Below are 25,208 nucleotides of genomic sequence, written 5' to 3'. Positions count from 1 at the left end.
GGGGGCGTGAAGGGGAGGGGCATGAAGGTGGCCGACAGTGCGCAGGACCCGGAGCGCTTGGCTGAGGCGGGCCTCGCCTGGCTGCTGAGCAGCGCCCGGCACGGCGGGGACGGCACGCTTCACTGGACCACCCGGCCGAGCGACAGGGAGCCCAACCCGGTCCTCTACAGCGGGACTTCCGGGATCGTCGTCGCGCTGCTCGAGGCTTACCGGCACTTCGGCGACAGCTCTTACGGCGACGCCGCGCTGAGGGCCGCGCGCAGCATCGCGGCGGCGACGTCGGACTGGGAGCTGCACGGTCTGCACTTCGGCCTGAGCGGCATGGCCTTCGCCCTGCACGCGGTGGGCGAGCGACTGGACGATCCCGCGTCCACGGCCGCCGCGCGGCACGCGCTGGACCGGGTCCGTGCCGGCTTCGACGGCACCCGCTGGGGCCGGTATCTCGAACTGCTCAGCGGCAACGCCGGGATCGCCCTGAGTGCGCTGGCCCTCGGCGACCAGGAACTGGCACTCCTCGCCGTCGAGCCGTATACACGGACTGCCGAGCCGACCACGTACGGCCTCCAGTGGGAGCAGCGCCGGGAGGCCGGGTCACGGCTGCACCACGTCTCGCACGGCACGTTGGGCATCGTCGCCGCGCTGGCCTTGGTCGGTCGGGCGGCGGGGCGGGATGACCTTGTCGAGCTGGCCCGCGCGGGCGCGGCGGATGTGGTGGCGCGTGACGAGGCGGGGCCGTGGGGGTTCCTGGTGCCGCACTCCGATCCGCAGGCGTCGCCGGAGAAGATCGAGCGCTACAGCTTCGGTTGGTGCCACGGCCCGGCGGGAGACGCTCAGGTGTTCCGGATCCTGCGCGATGTCGACCCGGGCGGAGGCTGGCAGGCGCTGGTCGACCGTTGCTGGTACACCGTCATCCACTCGGGACTGCCCCGCCGGCTCCGGCCCGGCTTCTGGGACAACAGCGGCCGTTGTTGCGGCACCGCCGGGGTCCTGGCGTTGGCCTGCGACCTGATGGCGGAGAGCGGCGGGGCGGAAGCCGCGGAGTTCGCGGACGTGCTGGTCACCGATCTCGCCCGGCGGGCGACGGTCGACGGCGCGGGCGCGCGCTGGTCCAACGTCGAGCACCGGCGGAACCCGAGTCTGCTGGAGCCGGAGTACGGCTGGGCGATGGGAAACGCGGGGATCGTGCGGGAGTTGCTGCGCTTCGTCCGGCTCTCGCGGGGCGACGACCCCGGATATTCAGTTGCCTTGCCCGACCAGTCCTCCGTTACTGTGGGAGGCATGAAGCGCGCTGCAGCAGTCGTGACGACGACGCCGGACCACGTCCCGGCGCGCTGATCTTCGCTGTCAGTCCGAAGCCCCGGGGCGAGTGCCCCGGGGCTTCGGCGTTCGTTCGCGCGTTCCGGGCACTCGCTCCTCCCGTGAATCAGGAGAGCGCGATGCGCGAGCACGACGCGAACGACCAGCACGAGAACCAGCTGCACCAGCACGACCACCGGCGGCTCGGGCGTGAGCTCGGGCTGTTCGACAGCGACCCGCTGATCGGGGCGGGGCTGCCGTACTGGCTGCCCGACGGCGCGGCGGTGCGGCACAGCCTGGAGGAGTACATCCGCGAGGTGGAGCGGCGGGCCGGGTACCGGCACGTCTACTCGCCGGTGCTGGGCAAGCGGGAGTTGTACGAGATCTCCGGCCACTGGCAGCACTACCGCGACGACATGTTCGCGCCCATGGAGCTGGGCGGGCAGCACGGCGAGGAGCAGTTGGTGCTGCGGCCGAGTCTCTGTCCGCACCATGCGCTGATGTTCGGGTCCCGCTCCCGCAGTTACCGGGAACTGCCGCTGCGGCTGGCCGAGTTGGGGGCGATGTTCCGGTCCGAGCGGACCGGGGTGCTGCGCGGGCTGACCCGGGTGCGGGCGATCCAGCTCAACGACGGGCACGTCTTCTGCACCCCGGACCAGGTCGCCGACGAGGCCGCCGCCGCACTGGAGCTGATCCGCCGCGCGTATGCCGCACTCGGCATCACCCCGAGCCGCTACCGGCTGTCCCTGCCCGGCCCCGGCGGCAAGTACGTGGCCGCGCCCGAGTTGTGGGAGCGGTCGACCGCGCTGCTGCGCGAGGTGCTGGACCGCTCCGGGCTCCCGTACGAGGAGGCCGAGGGCGAGGCCGCCTTCTACGGCCCGAAGATCGACGTCCAGGTCGTCGACAACGCGGGCCGCGAGGCGACCCTCTCCACCGTCCAGGTGGACTTCCACCAGCCCGAGCGGTTCGACCTGCACTATGTCGGCGCGGACGGGGCCAAGCACCGCCCGGTGATGGTGCACCGGGCGATCATCGGCAGCGTCGAGCGGGCGGTGGCGCACCTGATCGAGCAGCACGGCGGGGCGTTCCCGGCCTGGTTGGCGCCGGTGCAGGTCGCCGTGCTGCCGGTCGCCGAGGACCAACTGCCGCAGGCGGAGGCGTTGGAGGCGCGCTGCCTGGACGCGGGACTGCGCGTGGAGCTGCTCGGGCCGGAGCGCGGCAGCCTCGGCGCGCGGATCCGCGAGGCCCGGCTCGCGCCGTACCAGGCGGTGATCGGCGCCAAGGAGGCGGCAGACGACCACGTCGCGCTGCGGCTGCGGGACGGGCGCCGGATCGACCCGCTGCCCGCCGACGAGGTGCTCGCCCGGATCGGGGCCCTCGTCGGCGCGCATCGCGTCGAGTTGTGGGAGTAGCGCCGACCGGCAGGTCAGCCCAGGCGGCTGACCTCGGTGACCCGGAGCACGGCCCGCCCCTCCTCGTCGGAGGAGTGCAGGTCGACCTCGGCGCTGATGCCCCAGTCGTGGTCGCCCGCCGGGTCGTCGAAGATCTGCCGGACCAGCCAGGCCCCCTGGACCGACTCGTCGTCGATGAGGAGCATCTTCGGTCCGCGCGCGTTCGGGCCGGTGAACAGGTCGTCGTGCTCGTCCCAGTAGGCGTCCATCGCGTCCGCCCAGCGGTCGCCGTCCCAGCCGCCGTCCTCGGCGTCGAGCTCGCCCAGTGCGTCGTAGTGCTCCAGCGCGGCGAGCTCGACCCGGCGGAAGAGGGCGTTGCGGACCAGCACCCGGAAGGCGCGCGTGTTGGCGGTGACGGGAGCGGTCCGCTCCTCCAGCGACACCTCCAGCTCCTCCTCGTCCTCGGGGTTGGCGAGCTGCTCCCACTCGTCGAGGAGCGAGGAGTCCACCTGGCGGACCAGCTCGCCCAGCCAGGAGATCAGGTCGCGCAGGTCCTCGGACTTGAGGTGGTCAGGGACGGTGTGCTCGACCGCCTTGTACGCGGAGGCCAGGTAGCGCAGCACCAGGCCCTCGGTGCGCGGGAGTTCGTAGAAGCCGACGTAGTCGGTGAAGGTCATCGCGCGCTCGTAGAGGTCGCGGGCGACGGTCTTCGGGCGCAGCGGGTGGTCGCTGATCCAGGGGTGCGAGCGCCGATAGACCTCGTACGCGTGCTCCAGCAGCTCCTCCAGCGGCTTGGGGTAGGAGATCTCCTGGAGCCGCTCCATCCGCTCCTCGTACTCGACGCCGTCGCGCTTCATCTCCGCGACGGCCTCGCCGCGCGCCTTGTTCTCCTGCGCGTGCAGGATCTGGCGCGGGTCGTCCAGCGTGGATTCGACGACGGAGAGCACGTCCAGCGCGTAGCTGGGGGAGGCCGGGTCCAGCAGCTCGAACGCGGCCAGCGCGAAGGTGGAGAGCGGCTGGGTGAGCGAGAAGTCGTCCTGCAGATCGACCGTCAGCCGGACGATGCGGCCGGTCTCGTCGGGGTGCGGCAGCCGCTCGACGACGCCGCCCGCCTCCAGCGAGCGGTAGATGGCGATGGCCTCGCGGATGTGGCGGCGACGGGTCTTCGGGTCGTCGTCGTTGTCGGTCAGCAGGTGCCGCATCGCCTCGAAGGCGTTGCCGGGACGGTTGATGACGGACAGCAGCATCAGGTGGCTGACCTTGAACCGGGAGACCAGCGGCTCCGGCGCGGCGTCGATCAGCTTGGTGAACGTCTCCTCGCCCCAGGAGACGAAGCCCTCGGGGGCCTTCTTCCGGACCACCTTGCGCTTCTTCTTCGGGTCGTCGCCCGCCTTGGCGACGGCCCGCTCGTTCTCGATGACGTGCTCGGGCGCCTGGGCGACGACGGTACCCACGGTGTCGAACCCGGCGCGCCCGGCGCGGCCCGCGATCTGGTGGAACTCACGGGCGCGCAGCATCCGCACCCGCTGGCCGTCGTACTTGGACAGCGCGGTGAACAGCACCGTACGGATCGGCACGTTGACGCCGACACCGAGCGTGTCCGTCCCGCAGATGACCTTGAGCAGACCGGCCTGCGCCAGCCGCTCCACCAGGCGCCGGTACTTGGGCAGCATGCCCGCGTGGTGGACGCCGATGCCGTGGCGGACGAAGCGCGACAGGTTGCGGCCGAACTTGGTGGTGAAGCGGAAGTTGCCGATCAGCGCGGCGATGGCGTCCTTCTCCGCCTTGGTGCACATGTTGATGCTCATCAGCGCCTGCGCGCGCTCCACGGCCTGCGCCTGGGTGAAGTGCACGACATAGACCGGCGCCTGACCGCTCTTGAGCAGGTCCTCCAGCGTGTCGTGGATGGGAGTGCGCTGGTACTCGTAGAAGAGCGGGACCGGCCGCGTCGCCGAGGAGACGGTGGTGGTGTCCCGGCCGGTGCGGCGCTTGAGGTCCGCCTCGAACCGGCGCACGTCGCCGAGGGTTGCCGACATCAGCAGGAACTGCGCCTGCGGCAGCTCGATCAGCGGCACCTGCCACGCCCAGCCGCGGTCCGGCTCGGCGTAGAAGTGGAACTCGTCCATGACGACCTGCTGGACGTCCGCCTCTGTGCCGTCGCGCAGCGCGATGGACGCCAGCACCTCGGCGGTGCAGCAGATGATCGGCGCGGTCGGGTTGACCGACGCGTCGCCGGTCATCATGCCGACCTTCTCGGTGCCGAACATCTTGACCAGGTCGAAGAACTTCTCCGAGACCAGCGCCTTGATCGGCGCGGTGTAGAAGGTCCGCTGCCCGTTCGCCAGCGCGGCGAAGTGCGCACCGGCCGCGACCAGGCTCTTTCCGGAGCCGGTCGGGGTGTTGAGGATGACGTTGTTGCCCGAGACGATCTCGATCAGCGCCTCTTCCTGGGCGGGGTAGAGGGTGATCCCGCGCTCCTCGGCCCACCCGGCGAATGCCGTGAAGAGGTCGTCGGGCTGGGGCGCGGCGGGGATGAGATCAGTCAGGGTCACCCGCCCATTCTGCCTGCTCCGGGGTCCGGTCGGTCCCCTCCATCCCGTGCGCGTGTGGCGGGTGGGTGCCCTCCTCGCGGGACGGCCACTCGGCATCCACCCGGGCCCACCAGTGGAAATCGCTCAGATAAACACCCGAAACCGCTCACATAAACCGAGGCGACGGATCCAGGGCGCAGCAAATTGGCCCAAGGAAGGCGATAGTGGAATGGAGGAGGCCAATCGGCCTATATGCCACCAGAATCCTCCCGGGTCCGACCGCGACGCAGCTCGCCGACCCGTATGTCTGTATTTACCCGCGTTGCTCGAAGTAATGGTTGCCGCAGTGCATATCCGTGCGGTATGAATATTCGGATCTTCGAGCCCCTGCAAAGGGGCCCGCGAAGACGGCCACACTGTCGAGTACGCAGGGAGGCGCATTGAGTGACGTTCCCGGGCTCGCGACCCGGGCCGTCCGTTCCACCCGAGTGCATTCATCGAATCAATGTCATAGAGCCACAAGCTCGCATGCTTTCAGGTCAGCCCGGCCTGCACACATATGACAGGGATCCGTTTCCCATGACCTCCGGCTTCAAGAACTTCCGCTATCTGGTGGCGGGCAACGCCATATCCGCCTACGGTAGCTATTTGAATCTCGTGGCGCTCAATCTCTATGCACTGAGCACCACCGGGAGCGCCGCGCAGACCGGCCTCATTATGGCCGTGCGCCTGACCGTCGCATTCTGCATGGGCTTCGTGTCCGGCTCGATTGTCTCCCACTTCAATCGCAAGTACGTGATGATCTTCGGCGACCTGTCGCAGGCCGTCGCACTGACGGCACTGCTCACGGTGCCGGCAGGTGCTCGGCCCGCCCTGCTCTACGTGGTGGCCGTGGTCGCCGGGGTCGGCGGGACGCTCTCGAGTGTCTCGCTGCGCAGCAGCGTCCCGGTGATCGTCGGGCAGGACCAGCGGGTACGTGCCAACGGGCTGCTGACCTCGGGACGCTCGCTGGCGATGGTGGCGGGATTCGCCTCGGCCGGCATCGTGGTGACCGCCTTCGGCTTCCGGGCGGCGTTCGCGATCGACGCGGCCACCTTCGTCGTCTCCGCCGCGAACATGGCCCGGTTGCCGCTGAAGCTGCGCATGTCCGAGTCCCGGGCGCCGTCCGCAGGCGGCGGGTCGATCTCGCCGATGATCGGGCTGCGGATCCTGCGCGCCACCCCCGTACTCCTCGTGATGATCGCGATCCGTGCGGTGGACGGCCTGGGCTCGGCTTCGCACAACGTCGGCCTGCCGGTGTACTCGACGGCACTCAATCCGGCGCATCCCGCGGAGTTCGTCAGCCGCTTCTGGGCGATCTGGGCCGTCGGCAACATCCTGATGCAGCGCGGCCTGGTCCGGTATCTGAAGAAGAGCGGGCGCTCGATCGGCGAGAACGCCTTCTCCGTCGGCACGATCCTGATGTCCGCCTCGTTCATCCTCGCCTTCACCGGCCCGCCCCTGGTCGTGGGCATCGTCGTCGCGCTGTGTGCCGGACTCGCGGACGGATTCACCGACAACGCGTACGCGTCGCGCCTGCAGACCGTGAGCGACGACGACCGCGGCTATGTCTTCGGCTTCTCGTCGATGGCCGAGAACCTCGGCTTCGGCTCCGGCATGGTGATCAGCGCCCTGTTGCTCGACCATCACAGCCCGCTGTGGGTGGTCGGCGTCTCCCATGGCGTCGCGATCGGCTGCGGTGTCGCGTTCCTGAGCTACGTGCTCGTCTCCAGGCGGCGCGAGGCGCGCAGGTCCGGCAGCGAAAAGGCGGCCGCGGAGCTCGATGCGGCGACAGTGGGCGGGGACATAAGATGACGGACCGGCGCATTGCGGTCGTCGGCATGGCCTTCCGCTTCCCCGGTGCTGACGACGAGCTCTCCTACTGGCGCAACATCCGCGACGGCGTATGCAGCGTGCAGCGCTTCACCGACGAACAACTCGCCGCAGCCGGGGTGCCTCCCGAGGAGTACCGCGAGGCCGACTTCATCGGCGCGAGCGCGTTGATTCCGGGGATCGCGGAGTTCGACGCCGGCTTCTTCGGCATGAGCGGAAACACGGCGCGTGCCACAGATCCGCAGCAGCGGCTGTTCCTCCAAGTCGCCTACCACGCCCTCGAGGACGCGGGCTACGCGGCGGTCCCGGACGGCGTGCGGGTCGGCGTCTTCGCGGGCCACGGCTATCACCTGTACGGGCACCGGACGTACTTGGTCAGTAACCTGATTCCGGAGGGCTGGCCCGACTGGGTCTCCGGATCGCTGGTCACGAACGGCAACCACCCCGACTTCATCGCCACCCGAACCTCGTTCGCGCTCGATCTGACCGGCCCCTCGCTGGGTGTGCAGAGCGCGTGCTCGACGGCGCTGACCGGGGTTCACATCGCAAGCCAGTCGCTGCTCGCGGGGGACACGGACGTTGCCGTGGCCGGGGCTGCTGCCGTGCACGTCCCGCAGGTCCTCGGCTTCAGGCACGTCAGGGGTTCCATCCTCTCGCGCACCGGCGTCTGCCGCGCTTTCGACGCGGCGGCCGACGGGACGGTCGGCGGCAACGGCGTCGCGGCCGTCATCCTCAAGCGTCTCGATGACGCACTGGCCGACGGCGACACGATTCACGCCGTGCTGCTCGGCAGCGGCATCGGCAACGACGGCGCGTCCAAGGCCGGTTACAGTGCGCCGAGTGCGGAGGGGCAGCGGCGGACGATCCGCCGCGCACTCGCGTCCGCCGGGGTCTCCGCGGAGTCGATCGGCTACCTCGAGTCGCACGGCACGGGCACGTTCAAGGGCGACCCGATCGAGTTCGAGGGCCTGACGACGGCGTTCCGCGAGGACACCGACCGGGTCGGCTACTGCGCGCTCGGCTCCACCAAGGCCAACCTCGGCCACCTGGACGCCTGCGCGGGCCTGGCGAGCCTGATCAAGACGATCCTCGTGCTCAAGAACAGGACCATCCCGCCGATGGCGAACTTCAGTTCGCCGAATCCCTTGCTGCCGTTGACGAGCAGCCCGTTCGACATCCCGGCGCAGGCGCGGCCGTGGCCCGCCGGGGACGGCCCGCGCCGCGCGGGGATCAACGCCCTCGGGGTCGGCGGGACCAATGTGCACCTGATCGTGGAGGAGGCACCCGAGCGCCGCCGTCCGACCGCCACGGTGCCACCGCTGCCGTTGACGCCCGTGCCGATGTCCGCGAAGTCGCCGCAGGCGCTCGGAGAGCTGCGCGAGAGCTACCTCAGTCATCTGCGCTCCGACGCCGGAGCGCAGGCGGGGGACGTGACGCTCAGCGCGGCGGCCGGGCGGCCGCACTACGCGCACCGGACGGTCGCGCTGGGCCGCGACCTCGGCGAGGTGGCTGCCCAGTTGGAGAAGGCCGACGGTCCGCTGCAGGGTGTTGCACCCCTCGGGGAGGGTGGCATCGCCTTCGTGTTCTCGGGCCAGGGCAGTGCCTATCGCGGTATGGCGCGCGCACTTTGGGATCACTTCCCGATCGTGCGCGCGACGCTCGAGGACTGCGATCGGTATCACCAGGAGCTGACCGGCGCCTCGTTGCTGCCCGCGATGCTCGGAACCGGCGGCGACGCGCCGCCGGACGGCACGGACGTGTGGCCGACCGAGCTCGCGCAGCCCGCGCTGTTCGCTTACCAGGTCGCCCAGTGCGCACTGTGGGAGTCGCTGGGCGTCCGGCCGCGCGTGGTCGCGGGCCACAGCGTCGGTGAATACGCGGCGCTGTATGCGGCGGGTGCACTCACCGTGGCCGAAGGCATGGGCCTGACCGTGGAGCGCGGGCGGCTGATGCGCGACGCGAGTGTCGAGGCCGGCATGGTCGCGGTCTTCGCGGAGCGCGCGGACGTCGACGAACTGCTCGCCTCGGTGCCGGACCTCGACCTCGCCGCCGTCAACGGCCTTGCGAACCACGTGCTCGCCGGGTCCGCCCCGGCGGTGCGCAAGCTGCGCGAGCTGTTGGATGCCGGGGGTGTCGACTACGCGCCGCTCGCGGTGGACCGTGCCTTCCACTCCCGGCTTCTCGATCCGACGCTCGAGGCGTGGCGCGCCCAGGCCGCCGAGGCGAGCATGGCAGAGCTCGACATCCGATTCGTCGCCGGCCCGGACGGCGCGGTGTGCGAGCCCGGTTGGCGCCCCGACGCCGACTACCTCGTCCGCCAGACCCGCCGGCCCGTGCGCTTCGACCTGGTCCTGGCCGGGCTCGCCGACGTCGGCGCCGTCGTCGAGATCGGTCCAGGAACGACCCTCACCGGCCTCGCCCGCCGCGCTCTGCCCGAGGAGTCCGCGCTCCTGCTGCCCACGCAGCGGCGCGGGCGCGAGACGGAGACGCTGCTCGAGTCGTTGAGCGCGCTCTACTGCGTCGGGGCCGACATCGACTGGAACGCCCTCACCGCGGGACGCGGCGGCGGCCGCGTGCCACTGCCCCGCTACCCCTATCAGCAGCGAACCTACTGGACCGGACCGCTGCCGGACCCGTCCGTCTTCGAACCACGGCCCGGCACCCAGCCCGAAGGGAACAGCATGAGCAGCACCAGTGCGGCCACCACTTACGAGCAGCAGGTGCTCGGTCGGATCGTCGACCTGACGGTCCGCCACTTCGGCTGCGAGCCCGCCGCGGTCGAGCCGGGCGTCGCGTTCGTCGAGTTCGGTGCCGACTCGCTCCAGATGATCAGCATGGTGCGCGAGTTGGAGAAGGAGTACTCGGTCCGGGTGGGACTGCGCGAGGTTTTCGAGGAGGCCGGCTCGCCCGCGCTGCTCGCGGCGATGATCGCGAAGCGCTCCGGCGGCACGGCGAAGGCGGCCGATCCGGTGGCGGCTGCCGCTCCGACGCCTGCCACCCCGGCGGTCCCCGCGCCATCGGCGGCACCGGCGGTCCCCGCGCCCGCGATGGTGGCACCGGCGATCCCCGCGCCCGCGACGGTGGTGGCCACCGCGGCAAGCCCGGCGGCAGTGGCGCCGACCGGGGCGCCGACCGCGGCGCCGAGTCTTGAGGCGCTCGCCGAGCAGGTCAGGGTGCTGCAGCAGGTCCAGCTGCAGATGATGGAGCAGCTGTCCCAGCTCGTGTCGCTTCAGCTTGCGGGAGGCCGCGGTGAGCGTTGAGGACGCATCGGCGCGGATGCTCGCGCTGAGCAAGCAGATCTCCGCCCAGCTCGCCGAGGTGACGGGCGCGGCGCCAGCCCCCGCGTCGGCCGCGGGCACACCGGCCGCGAGCTCGGCGCGTCCGCAGGAGCACGGCCCGCGGGTCAGCGTGGCGCGCGAGTCCGGAATGGCCGGTTCCGCCGACGCGGCGCAGCGCGCGCACGTGGCCGGGCTCATCAGCAGCCTGACCGCGAAGACCCCGTCCTCCAAGGACGCGGCACAGCGCTACCGCTCCGTGCTCGCCGACAGCCGCGCGGTCGTCGGTTTCCGCAGCGCGACCAAGGAGATGCAGTACCCGATCGCGGGTCGGCGCGCGGCCGGCTCCTGCCTCGAGGACGTCGACGGCAACAGCTACGTCGACATCACGATGGGCTTCGGCACGCTGCTTTTCGGGCACGAGCCCGCCTTCGTCACCGAGGCTGTGCGTGAGCACCTCTCGCGCGGCCTGCAGCTCGGCCCGCGCAACATCGAGACCGGCGAAGCGGCCCTGAAGCTCGCCGAGATCACCGGGACGGAGCGGGTCGCCTTCGCCAACTCGGGCACCGAGGCCAACAGTGCGGCGATCCGGCTCGCCCGCAACGCCACCGGACGCACGAAGATCGTCATGTTCCACGGTTCCTACCACGGCCACGCAGACAACGTCCTGGGCCGCTCGGTGCCGGCCCCGGACGGCCGCCAGACGGTGCCGGTCTCCTCAGGCATCCCGGGCTCGGCGGTGGCCGACCTCATCGTGCTCGACTACGGCTCGCCCGAGAGCCTGCGGGTCATCGACGAGCTCGGGCCGCAGCTCGCCGCCGTGCTGGTCGAGCCCGTCCAGAGCCGCAAGCCCGCCTTCCAGCCGGGCGAGTTCGTCCGCGAGCTGCGGGCGCTGACGACGCGGCACGGAATCGTCCTGGTCTTCGACGAGATGCTCACCGGCCTGCGCCCGTGCCCTGGCGGCGCCCAGGAGTTCTACGGCGTGACCGCCGACCTGGCCACCTACGGCAAGGCGCTCGGCGGCGGATTCCCGATCGGCGCCATCGCGGGCCGCGCCGACATCATGGACGGCATCGACGGCGGATTCTGGCGCTACGGCGACTCCAGCTACCCACCGCGCGACACCACGTTCTTCGGCGGTACCTACATCCAGCACCCGGTCTCGATGGTGGCGGCGAACGCCGTGCTGACCCACCTGCTCGCCGAGGGGCCCGGGCTGCAGCAGCGGCTCAACGCGCGCACCGACGCGTTCGTCGGCGAGCTCAACCGGTTCTTCACCGATGAGGAGTTCCCGCTCCGCATCAACCACTTCGGCTCCATGTTCCGGTTCGAACACCTCGCCGACATGGAACTCCTGTACCCCCACCTCCTGCTCAAGGGCGTGCTGGTCTGGGAGTGGCGCAACTTCTTCCTCTCGACCGCGCACTCCGACGCGGACCTCGAATTCGTGACGAACGCCGTCAAGACCTCGATGCGCGAGCTTCGTTCGGACGGCTTCTTCCCCTCGGCCAAGGCGCCGCACACGCCCTCGGCCATGGCGCCGCACACGCTCTCGGCCAAGGCGTTGGACGCGCCCACGGCCGGCGCGCCCTCGGCCGGCGCGCCCTCGGTCGGCGCGCCCTCGGCCGGCGCGCCCTCCGTCGGCGCGGCGTCCGTGGCCGTCACCGAGCGCCCGACCGCCGCGCCCGATCCCGCGCAGGGCCAGGCCCTCGACTTCAGCGTCTACTTCTTCGGCGACTACCCGCGCGAGACCCCGGAGGAGGAGCGCTACGACCTCGTCGTCGACACCGCGCGCTTCGCCGATAGGCACGGTTTCCACGCGCTGTGGCTGCCCGAACGCCACTTCCACTCCTTCGGCGGCATATCCCCGAACCCCTCGGTGCTCGCCGCCGCGCTCGCCCGGGAGACCTCGCAGATCCGGCTGCACGCGGGATCCGTGGTGCTCCCGCTGCACGACCCGATCCGCGTCGCCGAGGAGTGGGCGATGGTCGACGCGCTCTCCGGGGGACGGGCCGGGCTCGGATTCGCGCCCGGCTGGCGGCCCGACGACTTCGTCTTCCACCCCGAGCGCTTCGGCAGTCATCGCGATCTCATGTACGAACAGCTCGACGAGGTACGTCGGTTGTGGCGCGGCGAGCAGGTGGAGCGTGCGTGCGGCAGCGGTCGCACGACCACCGTGCAGCTGTTCCCGAAGCCGGTCCAGGCCGAGCCGCCGATGTTCGCGGCCGTCGTCGGCAACCCGGTGTCCTACCGGCGCGCGGCACGGAACAACCTCGGGATCATCACGAACCTGATGAGCCAGACGCCCGAGCAGCTGGCGGACAACATCGACCTCTACCGCAAGGAGCGCGCCGCCGCAGGGCTCGACCCGGACGGCGGGCGCGTCGTACTGCTCCTGCACACCTACCTCGGCCGGGAGCTCGCCCCGGCGCGACGCGAGGCCTTCACGCCGCTCAGCCGATACCTGCGCTCCTCCCTGTCGATGTTCGGGGACGTCGCCAACAGCCTCGGTTTCAACGTCGACCTCGACCAGATGACCGAGGACGACCTCGACTTCGTCTTCGAGCGCGCGTACGACCGGTACTGCGACCAGCGCTCGTTGATCGGGACCGTCGAGTCCTGCACCCCGTTGGTGCGGCGGCTGCAGGAGGCTGGCGTGGACGAGATCGCCGCCCTCGTCGACTTCGGCGTCCCGGCCCGCGGCGCGGCCGCGAGCATGGAGGAACTCGACGCCCTGCGCAGGGCCGCGCAGCAGCCGGAGACCGGATCCGTGACGCCGACGGCCGCCCCGCGGATCGCCCCGCGTGTCGCCGTGCGTACCGCGCCGGAGCCCGTCGTCGCCCCGGCCTCCGCCGGCCAGCAGCGCATGTGGTTCTCGGAGCAGCTCCTGGCCGGGCGCTCGGTGCACAACGAGGCCAAGGCGATCCGGTTGCACGGCGCCGTGGACGTCGACGCCCTGCGCGCCGCGCTCGGTGGCCTGATCGAGCGGCACGCCAGCCTGCGCACGGTCTTCCGCGAGATCGACGGCGAGCTGTGCCAGATCGTGCGGCCCGCGGCCGAGCTCGACTTCGCCTTCGTCGACCGATCCGGCGCCGACGAGGAGACGGTGGCTCGCGAGGCGCTCGACGAGGAGGGCCGCCGTCAGTTCGACCTGGCCGAGGGGCCGCTGTTCGTCGCGCGGCTGATCCGTCTGGCCCCGGACGCGCACGTGATGGTCTGGTCGATGCACCACATCGTCATCGACGCCCTGTCCACCATCATCATGTGCCGCGACGTCTCGGCGCTCTACCGTGCCGCGATCGGGGGCCGTCCCGCGGACCTGCCCGAACTGACCGCGAGCTACGCGGACTTCGCCCGCGGACAGGCCGAGTCGGGTGACTCGGACCTCGCGCGCGCGGACCTCGACTGGTGGGTGCGGCAGCTGGGCGATCGGCTGCCCGAACCGCAGCTGCCCGCGGACCGGCCCCGGCCTGAGGTGATGACGTCCCGCGGCCGCGCCGTGTTCACCACCTTCGACCTCGAACTCACCGCCGCTCTCAAGGACCTGAGCCGCGCGCACGGCGTCACCCTCTTCACGCCGTTGCTCGCCGCGTTCGCCGCCATGGTGCGGCAGGTCGGCGCGGGCGGGGACGAGGTGGTGCTCGGTACGCCGGCCTCGGTACGCCCCGAGGGCACCGAGGATCTGGTCGGCTTCCTGCTCAACCTCCTTGCCCTGCGCATCGATCTGTCCGGCGACCCGACCTTCGCCGAGCTGCTCGGGCGGGTGCGCGGTGTCGTGCTGGACGCGTACGACCGCTCGGACACGCCCTTCGAGCGGATCGTGCACGCACTTGCGCTGCCGCGCCGCACCGACCGCACGCCGGTCTTCCAGGTGATCGTCGAGTTCGAGAACGAGCAGGTCTTCGACCTGGACCTGCCGGGGATCGAGGCCTCGGTGCTGGAGTTCGCGACCAGCCGCGCCGTCACTGACCTCACGGTGAACATGACCAACGGCACCAACGGCGTCCTGTGCCAGCTCGAGTACAACACGGACCTCTTCGACGCCGCGACGGTCGAGGGCTTCCTTGCGGTGTGGCGCTCGATCCTGCGCGCCGGCTCGGTCGATCCTGGCCTGCGGCTGTCCGAGTTGGCGGCCTTGCACGGCCGCGACGTCGAGGCCCCGCGCACGACCGTGCGCCGGTTGGTCGACGAGCAGGCCGTGCGCCGTCCGGATGCCGTCGCCGTCGAGTCGTCGCAGGGCGCTGTCAGCTACGGCGAGCTCGTCGGGCGCGCCGACCGGATCGCCGGGGCGCTCGCCGCGCGCGGCGTCGGCGCAGGCGACGTCGTCGCGCTGTGGCTGCCGCGTTCGGCGGATCTGATCGCGGCGATGCTCGCGGTGCTCGGGCGGGGCGCGGCCTACCTGCCGCTCGACCCGGCGCTCGGGCGGCAGCGGGTCGACGTCGTGCTCGCCGAGAGCGGGGCGCGGGTGGTGCTGTCCGATTCCGCAACGCACTCTGTGCGCGCGCCCGGGATCGCCGTGCTCGACCTCGCCGAGGCGCTGCGGGCCGCGCCGATCGCGCCGGCCCCGGGCAGCGCGGACGACGCGTGCTATGTCATCTACACCTCGGGCTCGACCGGTCGGCCGAAGGGCGTGGCCGCCACCCACGCGGGCGTGGTCAACCTCTGCGGCTGGCACCGCACGCGCTTCGGCTTCGGCGAGGACTCGCGTGCGGCGATGGTGTGCGGCCAGAGTTTCGACGCCTCCGTGCTCGAGGTCTGGCCCGCCCTGACCGCGGGCGGCACGGTCGTCGTCGCCGACGAGGCCGACCGGCTGGACACCCGCTCGCTGGCGAAGTGGCTGGGGGACAAGGAGATCTCGGTCTCGATCGTGCCCACACAGCTGGGAGCGGAACTGCTGACGCTGGGCGACGAGCTGCAGCCGGCGTCGTTGCGTCATCTGCTGCTCGGTGGCGAGGAGATGCGACGTCGGCCTCGGGCCGGCCTGCCGTACGAGGTCCTCAACGTCTACGGGCCCACCGAGACCACGGTCCTGGTGACGACAGAGACGGTCGCCGACGCGAGCGCGGAGGCCGGGCCGATCGCACTCGGCCGGGCGATCGACAACACCGCGCTGCACGTCCTCGACGAGCGCGGCCGCCGCGTCGCCCCGGGCGCCGAGGGGGAGCTTTGCATCGGCGGTCCCGGGGTCGCGCAGGGCTACCTGGGCCGACCCGAGCTGACCGCGGAGCGGTTCGTGACCACCGAATGGGGCCGGCTGTACCGCACCGGCGACCTGGTCCGGCTGCGCCCCGACGGCCGCCTCGAGTTCCGCGGCCGTGCCGACGACCAGGCCAAGATCCGTGGCTACCGGGTCGAGCCGGGCGAGGCCACGCACGCGCTGATCGCGCTGGAGGAGGTCGCGGACGCCTATGTCACCGCGCGCCGCGACCACCAGGGCGACGCCTATCTCGCGGGGTACGTCGTTCCGAAGTCTCCGACGACACAGTCCGCCGATGTCATAAGACGGGTACGCGAGCAGCTCACCGGGCAACTCCCGGCCTACCTGGTGCCGACGCGCTGGGTCGTGCTCGGGTCGCTGCCGCTGAACCCGAACGGGAAGATCGACAGGTCCGCCCTGCCGGAGCCCGGGCAGCAGCCCGCCCCCGAGCCGGCCTCGGCACCGGGGCCTGAGCGGGAGCCGGTGCCCGCGCCCGCGCCTGACGCCGCCTCGGCGGATCGGATCGTCGAGCGTGTGCGTGCCCTGTGGTCCGCAGAGCTCGGGCAACCGGTCGGCGAGGAGGCCGGCGGTTCCTTCTTCGACCTCGGCGGTCACTCGATCAACGCGATGCGCCTCCTCAACCGGGTCCGTGACGAGTTCGACTGCGACTACTCGATGATGGATTTCTACAAGGAGCCGACCATCGAGGCCATGGTCGCCGGGCTCGAGCGGAACACCGCGGGGCCGGTCGGCGATGCTCCCGAGCCGTCCCGCGTCCGCGGCACGCTGTAACGGGAGGACCGACACTCCATGCGCCTGTTCTGCCTGCCCCACGCCGGGGGCACCTCGCGGGTCTTCAAGTCCTGGCCGCAGTTCCTCGGCGGCCAGATCCTCGGCGAGGACGTCGAGCTCGTCCCGCTCGACGTCGCCGGACGTGGTACTCGGCTGCGCGAGAAGGGGCCGGAGTCGTTCGCCGCCGCGGCGGACGACCTGGCCCGGATCGTCGCCGAGCGCTGCGTCGGCGACGACTACGCCCTGTACGGGCACAGCATGGGCGCCCTGCTCGCCTACGAGGTGGCCCACCGGCTCGCCGAGCGGGGATGCCAGAGCCCGGTCCTGCTGTTCGCGGCGGCGTGCCGGCCGCCCGGCTACCGGCGGCCGGGTCCGATGCTGCACTCCTTCCCGGATGCGGCGTTCCTCGGCGCCCTCGCCGCGTTCGGCGGCCTGCCGGTCGAGATCCTGCACGACCGCGAGCTGACCGAGTTCTACGCCGGGCTGGTCCGGGACGACTACCGGCTCTACGAGGAGCACGCCGCCGTCGTGGCGCCGCGCCGACTGGCCTGCCCGATCTCGGTCATCCTCGGCACCGAGGACCCGATCGCACCGGCAGCGGCGGCGGCGGACGGCTGGCGCGCGGCCGCCGGTGGACCGCTCGACGTGCTCGCGCTCGACGGCGCGGGGCACTTCTTCGACGACCGGATCAAGGAGATCGGCGAGTTCGTGGCGCGCTCGCTGGACGCCTTCCGCGCGCCCGCCGTGCGCCCGGAAGCGGCCGAGCTGCTCGGTCGGCTGCGGCTGGCCGATGTGCGGCTGACCCCGGGCCCGTCCGGACTCGAATTCGACGCGCCCGCCGGCGCGGTGGACGACGCCCTCGCGTCGCTCATGGCCGAGCACCGCGACGAGCTCGCCGCCCTCGTCGAGGCCGGCGGCCCGGTCGTGCGCAGCGGGCCGCTGACGAAGGGTCAGCGCCGCGCGGTCCTGCGAGCCGAGACGACCCAGGCGCCGTCCGCGCTCAACGTCGCGTTCCGGCTCTCCGTGTCCGGTGCCCTCGACGTGCCGCGCCTGGAGCGGGCGCTCACCGCGCTCACGGCCCGGCACGGCGCGCTGCGCACGCGTTTCGCGCGCTACGGCGGGCACCTCGTCCAGGAGCACCTCGCACCCGCCCCGCTGACGCTCGCCGTGACGGACTTCGCCGGGCTCGAAGGGGACCGGCTGCGCACGAGCCTCGAAGAATGGTGCCTGGCCGCCGCCCGCACGCCCTTCCGCCTCGGCCGGGAACCGCTCTTCCGCGCGAGTCTGGCCTGTGCCGGCCCGCGGGCCTGGGAGCTGATGATCGTCATCCAGCACACGGTCTCCGACGGATGGTCGCACGCGACCATCCTGGAAGACCTCTCCGCGTTCTACCAGGACGGCGGCGCGAGCCTTGCCCCGCTCACGGCGGACGTCATCGACTTCGCCCGCTGGGAGGAGAACCGCCTGAGCGGGCCGAATCTCCAGGCGCTGCAGGAGTACTGGCTCCGTCTGCTCGGCGACGCCCCGCTCACCTTCGACCTCCCCTCGGACCGGCCGCGGCCGAAGGCACTGAGCGGACGCGGTGGCTTCCACGACTTCCTCGTTCCCGCCCCGCTCGCCGAGTCGGTGCACGCGTTCGCTCTCCGCACCCGCGCCACGGAGTTCGCGGTGTTCTTCGCGGTGTTCATGCTCTGGCTCGGCGAGCTCACCGGGCAGTGTGACCTGACGGTGCCCACCAACTACGTCAACCGGCCGCGCCGCGAGTTCGAGGACGTCGTCGGCCTGTTCATCAGCAACGTGCCGATCCGGGTCCGGACGCGCGAGGGGGAGCCCTTGGGCGATCTCGTGCGCCGTGTCGGTGCGGCCCTGTTCGAGAACGCCGACCACTTCCTGCCGCTCGACATGCTGGGCGAGGAACTGCGCTCGGTCGGCAATCCGGGGGTCGGGACCTTCCCGCAGGTGGTGACGGCCGTGCTCAACACGCCGCCGCTGCGGGTCTCGTTCGGCGACCTCGACGTCGCCGTGACGCACGTGCCGCCCGGCGGCGCGCCCGGCGAGATGTGCCTCATCTTCGAACCCGAGGACGGCGGTTGGCGCGTGATGGTGCCGTACTCGGCGGACATGTTCGACGAGGGGACGGTCGTCGGCCTGTGCGCCCGCTACACCGAGCTGCTCGAACGCCTGATGACCGAGGAGGAGGTCCGGTGACCGGCGCCCAACAGGCCGAACAGGCCGAACAGTGGGCCGAGGCCGCCGAGTTGCTCGGCCGGCTGCGGCTGGCCGATGTGCGGATGTCCGTGACCGCGGCGGGGCTCGGCTACGACGCCCCGGTCGGCGTCATGGACGACGCGCTGCTCGGGCAGATGGCACGGCACAAGGCGGCACTGACCGCGCTGGTCGCCGAGGGCGGGCCGGTGGAGGCCTCGGGGCCGGTGGCCTGGGGCCAGCGCAGGTCGATCGGTCGGCTGGAGGCGACAACGGAGCCGGCGAGCTTCAACATAGCCATGGCCCTGTCCATCACCGGCGCCCTCGATGTTCCGGCCCTGCGACGCGCGCTGACGCTGCTCACGGCGCGGCACGCCGGCCTGCGCACCCGCCTCGTCCGGCGCGGCGGGCACCTGGTCCAGGAGGTGCTGCCGACGGACCGGATCCCGTTGCCGGTCACGGATCTCACCGATGTGGCTCCCGAGGAGAGGGACGCCGCGGTCGACGCCTGGCGGCGCGAGGGGGCCCGGGTGGCCTTCCCACTCGGTGAGGGGCCGCTGCTGCGCGCAGCGCTCGCCGAGATCGGTCCCGGGTGTTGGGACCTGCTGATCCTCGTGCAGCACACCGTCTCCGACGCCTGGTCGAACTCGACGATGCTGCGCGACCTGAACGAGCTGTACCGCGGCGGCGTGCTCGATCCCACGCGGGCCGACCTGCTCGGCTTCGCGCGCTGGGAATCCGAGCGCTATCAAGGCCCGCGCCTCACCGCTCTGCGCGAGTGGTGGACCGACCTCCTCTCGGACGCGCCGCTGACCTACCGGCTGCCCGCCGACCGGCCGAGGCCCCCCGTGCTCAGCGGCCGCGGCGGACTGCACGAGTTCCTCGTCCCCGCACGGCTCGCCGATCAGGTGCGGGCCTTCGCCGACACGGCGGGCGCGACCGAGTTCGCCGTGCTGTTCGCGGCCTTCCTGCAGTGGCTCGGCGGCCTGACCGGCCAGGGCGATCTGACGGTGCCGGTCAACTACGCCAACCGGCCGCGGAGCGAATACGAAGACGTCGTCGGCTTCTTCGTGGACAACGTCGCCATCCGGATCGTGCTGGACGACGCGGAGCCCTTCGAGGCCCTGGTGCGGCGCGTCGGGGCCTCGCTGTTCGAGAACGTCGACCGGTTCGTGCCCTTCGGCATGCTCAACGAGATGCTGCAGGAGGCCGGCAAGGACGGTATCGGGGTCTTCCCGCAGGTGCCCTTCGTCGTGTTGAACACACCGCCGATGGATCCGGCGCTCGGCGACCTCGACGTGACCCTCACCCTGGTCCCGACCGGCGGGGCGAAGTCGGAGTTCTCGTTCATCCTCGAGCCCGAGGACGAGGGCTGGCACGGCTTCATCCCCTACCAGTCCGACATGTTCGACGCCGGGACCCTGGCCGGCTGGTGCGCCGGATACGTCGAACTGCTCGAACGACGCACGGCCGGGGAGGCGGAGTGATGAGCGCGCCCGAGAGGTTTCTCGACGCGGACGGAACGCAGATCGGCGCGATCCCGGCCGATCTGCTCGACCCCGAAACCCTCGTCGAGACCCATCACGCACTCGTCCTGGCAAGGCGTTTCGACATGCAGGCGGGGGTACTCGCGCGGCAGGGCAGACTCGTGGTCTACCCCTCCGCCCTCGGGCAGGAGGCCTGCCAGGTCGGCGCCGTACTCGCGCTCGAACCGGAGGACTGGTTCTTCCCCACGTACCGCGACTCGATGGCCATGGTCGTGCGCGGCATCGACCCCGTGGAGGTGCTGACGCCGCAGCGCGGCGACCGGCACTGCGGCCACGACCCGTACGAGCACCGCACGGCCCCGCCCTGCACCCCGCTCGCGACGCAGCTCCCGCACGCCGTGGGGCTGGCGATGGCGGCGCGCAGTCGCGGCGACAGGCTCGCCGTGCTGGCATTCTGCGGCGACGGCGCGAGCAGCGAGGGCGACTTCCACGAGGCGCTCAACTTCGCCGCCGTCTACCAGGCCCCCGTCGTGTTCCTGGTGCAGAACAACCAGTACGCGATCTCGGTGCCCTTCCGGGAGCAGACGCGGGCCGCGTCGCTGGCCGCCAAGGCCGACGGATACGGCATGCCCGGACGTCGGATCGACGGCAACGACGTGCTGATGGTCCGCCACGCGGTCGGCGAGGCGCTCGCTGCGGCGCGCGCCGGGGCAGGCCCGGCGTTGATCGAGGCGGTCACCTATCGGATGGGTCCGCACACCACAGCTGACGACCCGTCGCGTTACCGGGATCCCGAGGAGGAGCGGCTCTGGGCGGCGCGCGACCCGCTCGCGCGTTTCGGCGCGTTCCTGCGCGAGCGCGGCACGCTGACCGAGATCGTGGAGAAGGCCGCGGAGGCCGACGCCGAGGCGCTCGCCGACGACCTGCGGGCACGGCTCGAGCAGGAGCCGGTGTTCGACCCGGCCGACCTGTTCGAGCACGTCTACGCCGAGCCCACGCAGCGCCTGCGCGCGCAGGCCGCGTACCTGCGCGCCCAGATGGACGCCGAGCATGCGGCCGCCGAGGCAGCCGCCGAGGGGGCCCGCCGATGACCGGCTCGACTCTGGCAGGCGCCGTCAACTCGGCGCTGCGCGACGCCATGGCCGCCGACGAACGCGTCGTGGTGTTCGGCGAGGACGTCGGACGGCTCGGCGGGGTGTTCCGGGTCACCGACGGCCTGCGCGCCGAATTCGGCGCGGAGCGCTGCTTCGACACGCCGCTCGCGGAGGCCGGCATCCTCGGTGCCGCGATCGGCATGGCGATGTACGGGCTGCGGCCGGTCGTCGAGCTCCAGTTCGACGCCTTCGCCTACCCGGCCTTCGAACAGGTCGTCAGCCACCTGGCCCGGATGGGCAATCGCACGCGCGGCCGGATGCGCCTGCCGGTCGTCGTCCGCATCCCCTACGGCGGCGGTATCGGAGCGGTCGAACACCACTCCGACTCCTCCGAGGCCTATGCGGTACACACCCCGGGGCTGCACGTCTTCACCCCGGCGACCGTCGGCGACGCCTACGGCATGCTCCGCGCTGCCATCGCGTCACCGGACCCGGTGCTCTTCTTCGAGCCGAAGCGGCTCTACCACGTGCGAGCCGAGACCGATCCGGCCAAGGAGACGGTCGCGCCGATCGGAACCGCGGTGCTGCGGCGCGAGGGCGCCGACGCGGTCCTGATCGCGTACGGCCCGGCCGTTCCGATCGCTCTCGAGGCAGCCGCGGCGGCCCGCACGGAGGGCTGGGATCTCGCCGTCCTCGACCTGCGCACCCTGGTGCCCCTGGACGAGGAGACGATCTGCGATGTCGTGTCGCGCATCGGCCGCGCGGTCGTGGTGCACGAGGCGGCGGGCTTCGGCGGCTTCGGCGCCGAGCTCGCGGCGCTGATCGGCGAACGTTGCTTCGCGCGGCTCGCGGCGCCGGTGCGCCGGGTCACCGGCCTGGACATCCCCTATCCGCCGCCGCGGTGGGAGCGTCACCATCTGCCGAACGTGGACCGCGTCCTGGACGCCGTCGCGACGCTGGGCATCCGGTGAGGCCGGGCATCCCGAGGCTGGGCATCCGGTGAGGCTGAGCATCCGGTGGCTGGGCATCCGGTGAAGACGTGGGCGGGGGAGACCTCGGCGAGTGGGACGACGAAGACGGCGAAGGAGCACGGATCCATGAGCACCGAAGGCGGCGAGTTCCGGCTGCCCGATCTCGGCGAGGGCCTGACCGAGGCGGAGATCGTCGCGTGGCTCGTCCGGCCGGGCGACATGGTGGACCAGGACCAGCCGGTCGTGGTCGTCGAGACGGCCAAGACGACCGTCGAACTGCCCAGCCCCTGCTCGGGCGTGGTGGCGCGGATACACGGAGAGGCCGGCGACGTGGTCGAGGTCGGCAGTGTTCTGCTCTCGGTCTCTTCGCCCGCCCCGGTGCCGGGCATCGAGGCGCGCGCCGCGGTCCTCGTCGGGTCCGGGGCCGCGCCGGCATCCGGCGCGGCAAAGCGTGCCAGGGTGCTGCCACCGGGTGCGGCGTCGCCCACGCCGCCCGGCGCGCGCGACGCCCGCCCCGCGCCGCCCCGCGCCTCGGCCCACCGCCGGTACATCGCCGAGAAGTTGACCCGCGCCCAGCGCGAGGTCCCGGCAGCGACCTGCTGGGTCGACGCGGACGCCACCGGACTGCTGGCCGCGCGGGACCAACTGCGCGACGCCGGCGTGGGACTGCTCGCACTGCTCGCCCGGATCACCGTTTCCGGCCTGCGCCGCTTTCCCGAACTCAACGGCCGCTACGACGACGAGCGGGGCATTGCGGTGCCCGCTCCCGCCGTCCACCTCGGCATCGCCGTCGACACACCGCGCGGCCTGCTCGTCCCGGTCGTGCGCGACGCCCAGGACCTCGGGCTGACGGGCCTCGACGCCGAGATCAGAAGGCTGACGCTGGAGGCGCGCGAGGGCCGGATCGAGCCCGCGGCGCTGACCGGATCGACGATGACGCTGAACAACTTCGGCGCCTTCGGCGTGGACGGCTCGACGCCGCTGCTCAACCACCCGGAGGCGGCGATGCTCGGCATCGGCCGGATCGCCCGCAAGCCCTGGGCCGTCGGCGACGAGCTCGCGGTGCGCCACGTCGTGCACCTGTCGGTCACCTTCGACCACCGGGTGTGCGACGGCTCCGCGCCGAGCGGCCTGCTGCGCCACGTCGCCGACTGCGTCGAGCAGCCGCTGCGACTACTGCTGGACGAGGCCTGAAGGCGGGGAGGTGTTCGGCGTGAGCCACGAGGAGAACCACGACGGGAACCAGGGCGGGAATCAGGGCGTGAACCACGACGGAAGCGCGACCGTCGACCTGAACCGTGTGAACCTGTTCGACCCCCGGTTCCACGCGACGGGAGACCCGCACCGCGTGTGGGCCGCGATGCGCGAACGAGCCCCGCTGCATCGCCAGGAGCTGCCCGACGGCCGCTCCTTCTGGTCGGTCACGCGCTACCACGACGTGTGCCGCGTCCTCGGCGAGCACCGGGAGTTCACCTCGGAGCGCGGCAGCCTGCTGCATCAGCTCGGCACCAACGACGCAGCCTCCGGGCTGCTGCTGGTGGCCACCGATCCGCCACGGCACACGGAATTGCGGCGCCCGCTCAATCGGATGTTCTCCGCCACCGGACTTGCCGCGACGCGCGAGCGGATCCGCGCCGCGGTGCGCGGCATCCTCGCGCCCGCGCTCGACGTCGGCGAGTGGGACCTCGCCGAGTGCGCCGCGAAGCTCCCGATGGCAGTGGCGGCGCAGGTCATGGACATTCCCGAGGAGTACTGGCCCGACCTCGTCGCCTGGAGTGCGATGGCCGCCTCGCCCGAGGATCCGGCGCACGCGGTGCCCGACGGTTCCGCACTCCTGGTCGCCCACCACGGCCTCTTCGACTACTTCTCGCGCGAGTTCGACCGACGCTCCGGCACGCCCGGAGACGACGCGATCAGGCTGCTGATGACGATGCGTGGGGGTGAGCTGAGCCGCGAGGAGGTCGTCGTCAACTGCTACAGCCTCCTACTCGGCGCGAACGCGACGACCCCGCACACGGTGACGGGCACACTGCTGGCCCTCGCGGAGCGGCCCTGGCTCTACCGGCGCGCGGCCGCCGAGCCGGCGGCGATCCCGGGACTGGTCGAGGAGGGCCTGCGTTGGTCCTCCGCGGCGAGCTGCTTCCTGCGGCACGCCGTGGACGACGTGGAGATCGCGGGGGGCGTCGTCCCGGCGGGCGACCCCGTCGCCGTGTGGATCGGCTCGGCGAACCGCGACGCGACGGTCTTCCGCGACCCCGAGCTCTTCGACCCGACCCGCGGCGACAACCGCCACATCGCCTTCGGCTTCGGCCCGCACTACTGCCTGGGCGCGACGATGGCCCGGATCACGCTGCGCATCTTCTTCGAGGAGTTCCTCGGCCTCTTCGAGGAGATTGAACCCGCCGGCGAGCCGGTCCGCCTTGCCTCGAACTTCGTGTCCGGATACACGCGGGTTCCGCTGCGGACGCGCGTCCGGCGCTCCCTCGCCCGGCGCGCCGATGAGCCGATCGAGGCGACGTGCTGAATTCCACGGCCCCGCGCCTCGCCGAGCAGTGCGCGGAACCCGCGACGCACAGCACCGCGGTGCCCGGCGCCGCCGCGGCCGGCAAACGCTTCCGCGCCGCGGCGGGGGAGTTCCCGACGGGTGTCACGGTCGTCACGGCCGTCGTGGAAGGAGCCGTCTCGGGGATGACGGCGAATTCGTTCATTACGGTGTCCGTCGACCCCTTGCTGGTCCTGGTCTCCCTGGCGAACAGGAGCCGGCTGGCCCGCGCGGCGCACGCCGGGATGAAACTCGCGATCAGCGTCCTGACGCAGGATCAGCAGGAGATCTCCCGCTTCTTCGCCGACTCCGGCCGCCCCGTCGGCCAGGGTGCACTCGGTCCGAGTAACTGGACCGTCCAACGCGGCGCCCGGCTGCCCGTCGTCACCGACGCGGCGGCCTACTTCGACGGCCACGTCGACGCACTCGTACCTGCGGGCGACCACACCCTGCTGGTCGCTGCGGTGAGCGCCTTCAGCATGCCGGATCCGCGCGTCACGCCGCTCGTCTTCTGGCGCGGTGGCTATCACGCGGTCTCCGCCTGCCCTGGATAGG

13 protein-coding genes are annotated in these 25,208 nt (G+C 71.8%); 12 read left to right on the top strand and 1 reads right to left on the bottom strand.

The features are described 5' to 3' along the window. Positions 1 to 21 precede the first annotated feature (21 nt). On the top strand, positions 22 to 1,335 hold the full coding sequence (locus tag ABH940_RS18970) for a lanthionine synthetase LanC family protein (RefSeq protein WP_370105793.1): 1,314 nt from the start codon (positions 22 to 24) through the stop codon (positions 1,333 to 1,335). Positions 1,336 to 1,436: 101 nt separating this feature from the next. After that, positions 1,437 to 2,708 carry a threonine--tRNA ligase gene (thrS, locus tag ABH940_RS18965; RefSeq protein ID WP_370105792.1) on the top strand — a complete coding sequence of 424 codons (1,272 nt, stop codon included), beginning with the start codon at positions 1,437 to 1,439 and terminating at the stop codon, positions 2,706 to 2,708. A gap of 14 nt (positions 2,709 to 2,722) precedes the next feature. Here the strand turns inward: thrS and ABH940_RS18960 are convergent, their stop codons facing one another. Then, the gene (locus ABH940_RS18960) at positions 2,723 to 5,239 is read right to left on the bottom strand and encodes a DEAD/DEAH box helicase (protein WP_370070241.1); all 2,517 of its coding nucleotides are present in this window, start codon (positions 5,237 to 5,239) and stop codon (positions 2,723 to 2,725) included. A 558-nt stretch (positions 5,240 to 5,797) separates the two neighbouring features. On the opposite strand from ABH940_RS18960, the gene ABH940_RS18955 reads away from it, so the two are divergent. From ABH940_RS18955 to ABH940_RS18910, 10 genes are all read left to right on the top strand, one after another. Beyond that, a complete protein-coding gene (locus ABH940_RS18955; RefSeq protein ID WP_370105791.1) occupies positions 5,798 to 7,072 on the top strand; it encodes an MFS transporter in 1,275 nt (424 codons plus the stop codon). After that, on the top strand, positions 7,069 to 10,350 hold the full coding sequence (locus tag ABH940_RS18950) for a type I polyketide synthase (RefSeq protein ID WP_370070237.1): 3,282 nt from the start codon (positions 7,069 to 7,071) through the stop codon (positions 10,348 to 10,350). The genes ABH940_RS18955 and ABH940_RS18950 overlap by 4 nt, the downstream gene beginning before the upstream one ends. Then, on the top strand, positions 10,340 to 16,354 hold the full coding sequence (locus ABH940_RS18945) for a MupA/Atu3671 family FMN-dependent luciferase-like monooxygenase (protein ID WP_370105790.1): 6,015 nt from the start codon (positions 10,340 to 10,342) through the stop codon (positions 16,352 to 16,354). The genes ABH940_RS18950 and ABH940_RS18945 overlap by 11 nt, the downstream gene beginning before the upstream one ends. Positions 16,355 to 16,372: 18 nt before the next feature. Further along, positions 16,373 to 18,562 (top strand): alpha/beta fold hydrolase, encoded by a 2,190-nt coding sequence (locus ABH940_RS18940; protein ID WP_370105789.1) that lies wholly within the window; start codon positions 16,373 to 16,375, stop codon positions 18,560 to 18,562. Further along, positions 18,559 to 20,046 (top strand): condensation domain-containing protein, encoded by a 1,488-nt coding sequence (locus ABH940_RS18935; RefSeq protein WP_370105788.1) that lies wholly within the window; start codon positions 18,559 to 18,561, stop codon positions 20,044 to 20,046. The genes ABH940_RS18940 and ABH940_RS18935 overlap by 4 nt, the downstream gene beginning before the upstream one ends. Then, complete coding sequence (gene pdhA / locus ABH940_RS18930; RefSeq protein ID WP_370105787.1) at positions 20,046 to 21,137, top strand: pyruvate dehydrogenase (acetyl-transferring) E1 component subunit alpha; 1,092 nt, start codon at positions 20,046 to 20,048, stop codon at positions 21,135 to 21,137. Before ABH940_RS18935 ends, pdhA begins: the two co-directional genes overlap by 1 nt. Beyond that, positions 21,134 to 22,111, top strand: a complete 978-nt coding sequence (locus ABH940_RS18925) for an alpha-ketoacid dehydrogenase subunit beta (RefSeq protein WP_370105786.1) — start codon at positions 21,134 to 21,136, stop codon at positions 22,109 to 22,111. Before pdhA ends, ABH940_RS18925 begins: the two co-directional genes overlap by 4 nt. 126 nt (positions 22,112 to 22,237) lie before the next feature. After that, positions 22,238 to 23,305: a dihydrolipoamide acetyltransferase family protein gene (locus tag ABH940_RS18920; RefSeq protein ID WP_370070225.1), complete on the top strand. Its 1,068-nt coding sequence runs from the start codon at positions 22,238 to 22,240 to the stop codon at positions 23,303 to 23,305. Positions 23,306 to 23,324: 19 nt separating this feature from the next. Further along, positions 23,325 to 24,635, top strand: coding sequence for a cytochrome P450 (locus ABH940_RS18915; protein ID WP_370070223.1), 1,311 nt, complete (start codon positions 23,325 to 23,327; stop codon positions 24,633 to 24,635). Then, positions 24,629 to 25,207: a flavin reductase family protein gene (locus ABH940_RS18910; RefSeq protein ID WP_370070221.1), complete on the top strand. Its 579-nt coding sequence runs from the start codon at positions 24,629 to 24,631 to the stop codon at positions 25,205 to 25,207. Before ABH940_RS18915 ends, ABH940_RS18910 begins: the two co-directional genes overlap by 7 nt. The last annotated feature ends 1 nt before the right edge of the window (position 25,208 follow it).

This window comes from Streptacidiphilus sp. BW17 (assembly GCF_041262485.1).
In the GTDB taxonomy this organism is placed as follows: Bacteria; Actinomycetota; Actinomycetes; order Streptomycetales; family Streptomycetaceae; genus Streptacidiphilus.
This window is presented reverse-complemented; position numbering and strand designations above follow the sequence as displayed.

Coding starts and splice junctions, on each gene's coding strand:
- ABH940_RS18940 (WP_370105789.1), top strand. CDS start 16,373: ATGCGCCTGTTCTGCCTGCCCCACGCCGGGGGCACCTCGCGGGTCTTC.
- ABH940_RS18950 (WP_370070237.1), top strand. CDS start 7,069: ATGACGGACCGGCGCATTGCGGTCGTCGGCATGGCCTTCCGCTTCCCC.
- ABH940_RS18970 (WP_370105793.1), top strand. CDS start 22: ATGAAGGTGGCCGACAGTGCGCAGGACCCGGAGCGCTTGGCTGAGGCG.
- ABH940_RS18925 (WP_370105786.1), top strand. CDS start 21,134: ATGACCGGCTCGACTCTGGCAGGCGCCGTCAACTCGGCGCTGCGCGAC.
- ABH940_RS18920 (WP_370070225.1), top strand. CDS start 22,238: ATGAGCACCGAAGGCGGCGAGTTCCGGCTGCCCGATCTCGGCGAGGGC.
- ABH940_RS18955 (WP_370105791.1), top strand. CDS start 5,798: ATGACCTCCGGCTTCAAGAACTTCCGCTATCTGGTGGCGGGCAACGCC.
- pdhA (WP_370105787.1), top strand. CDS start 20,046: ATGAGCGCGCCCGAGAGGTTTCTCGACGCGGACGGAACGCAGATCGGC.
- thrS (WP_370105792.1), top strand. CDS start 1,437: ATGCGCGAGCACGACGCGAACGACCAGCACGAGAACCAGCTGCACCAG.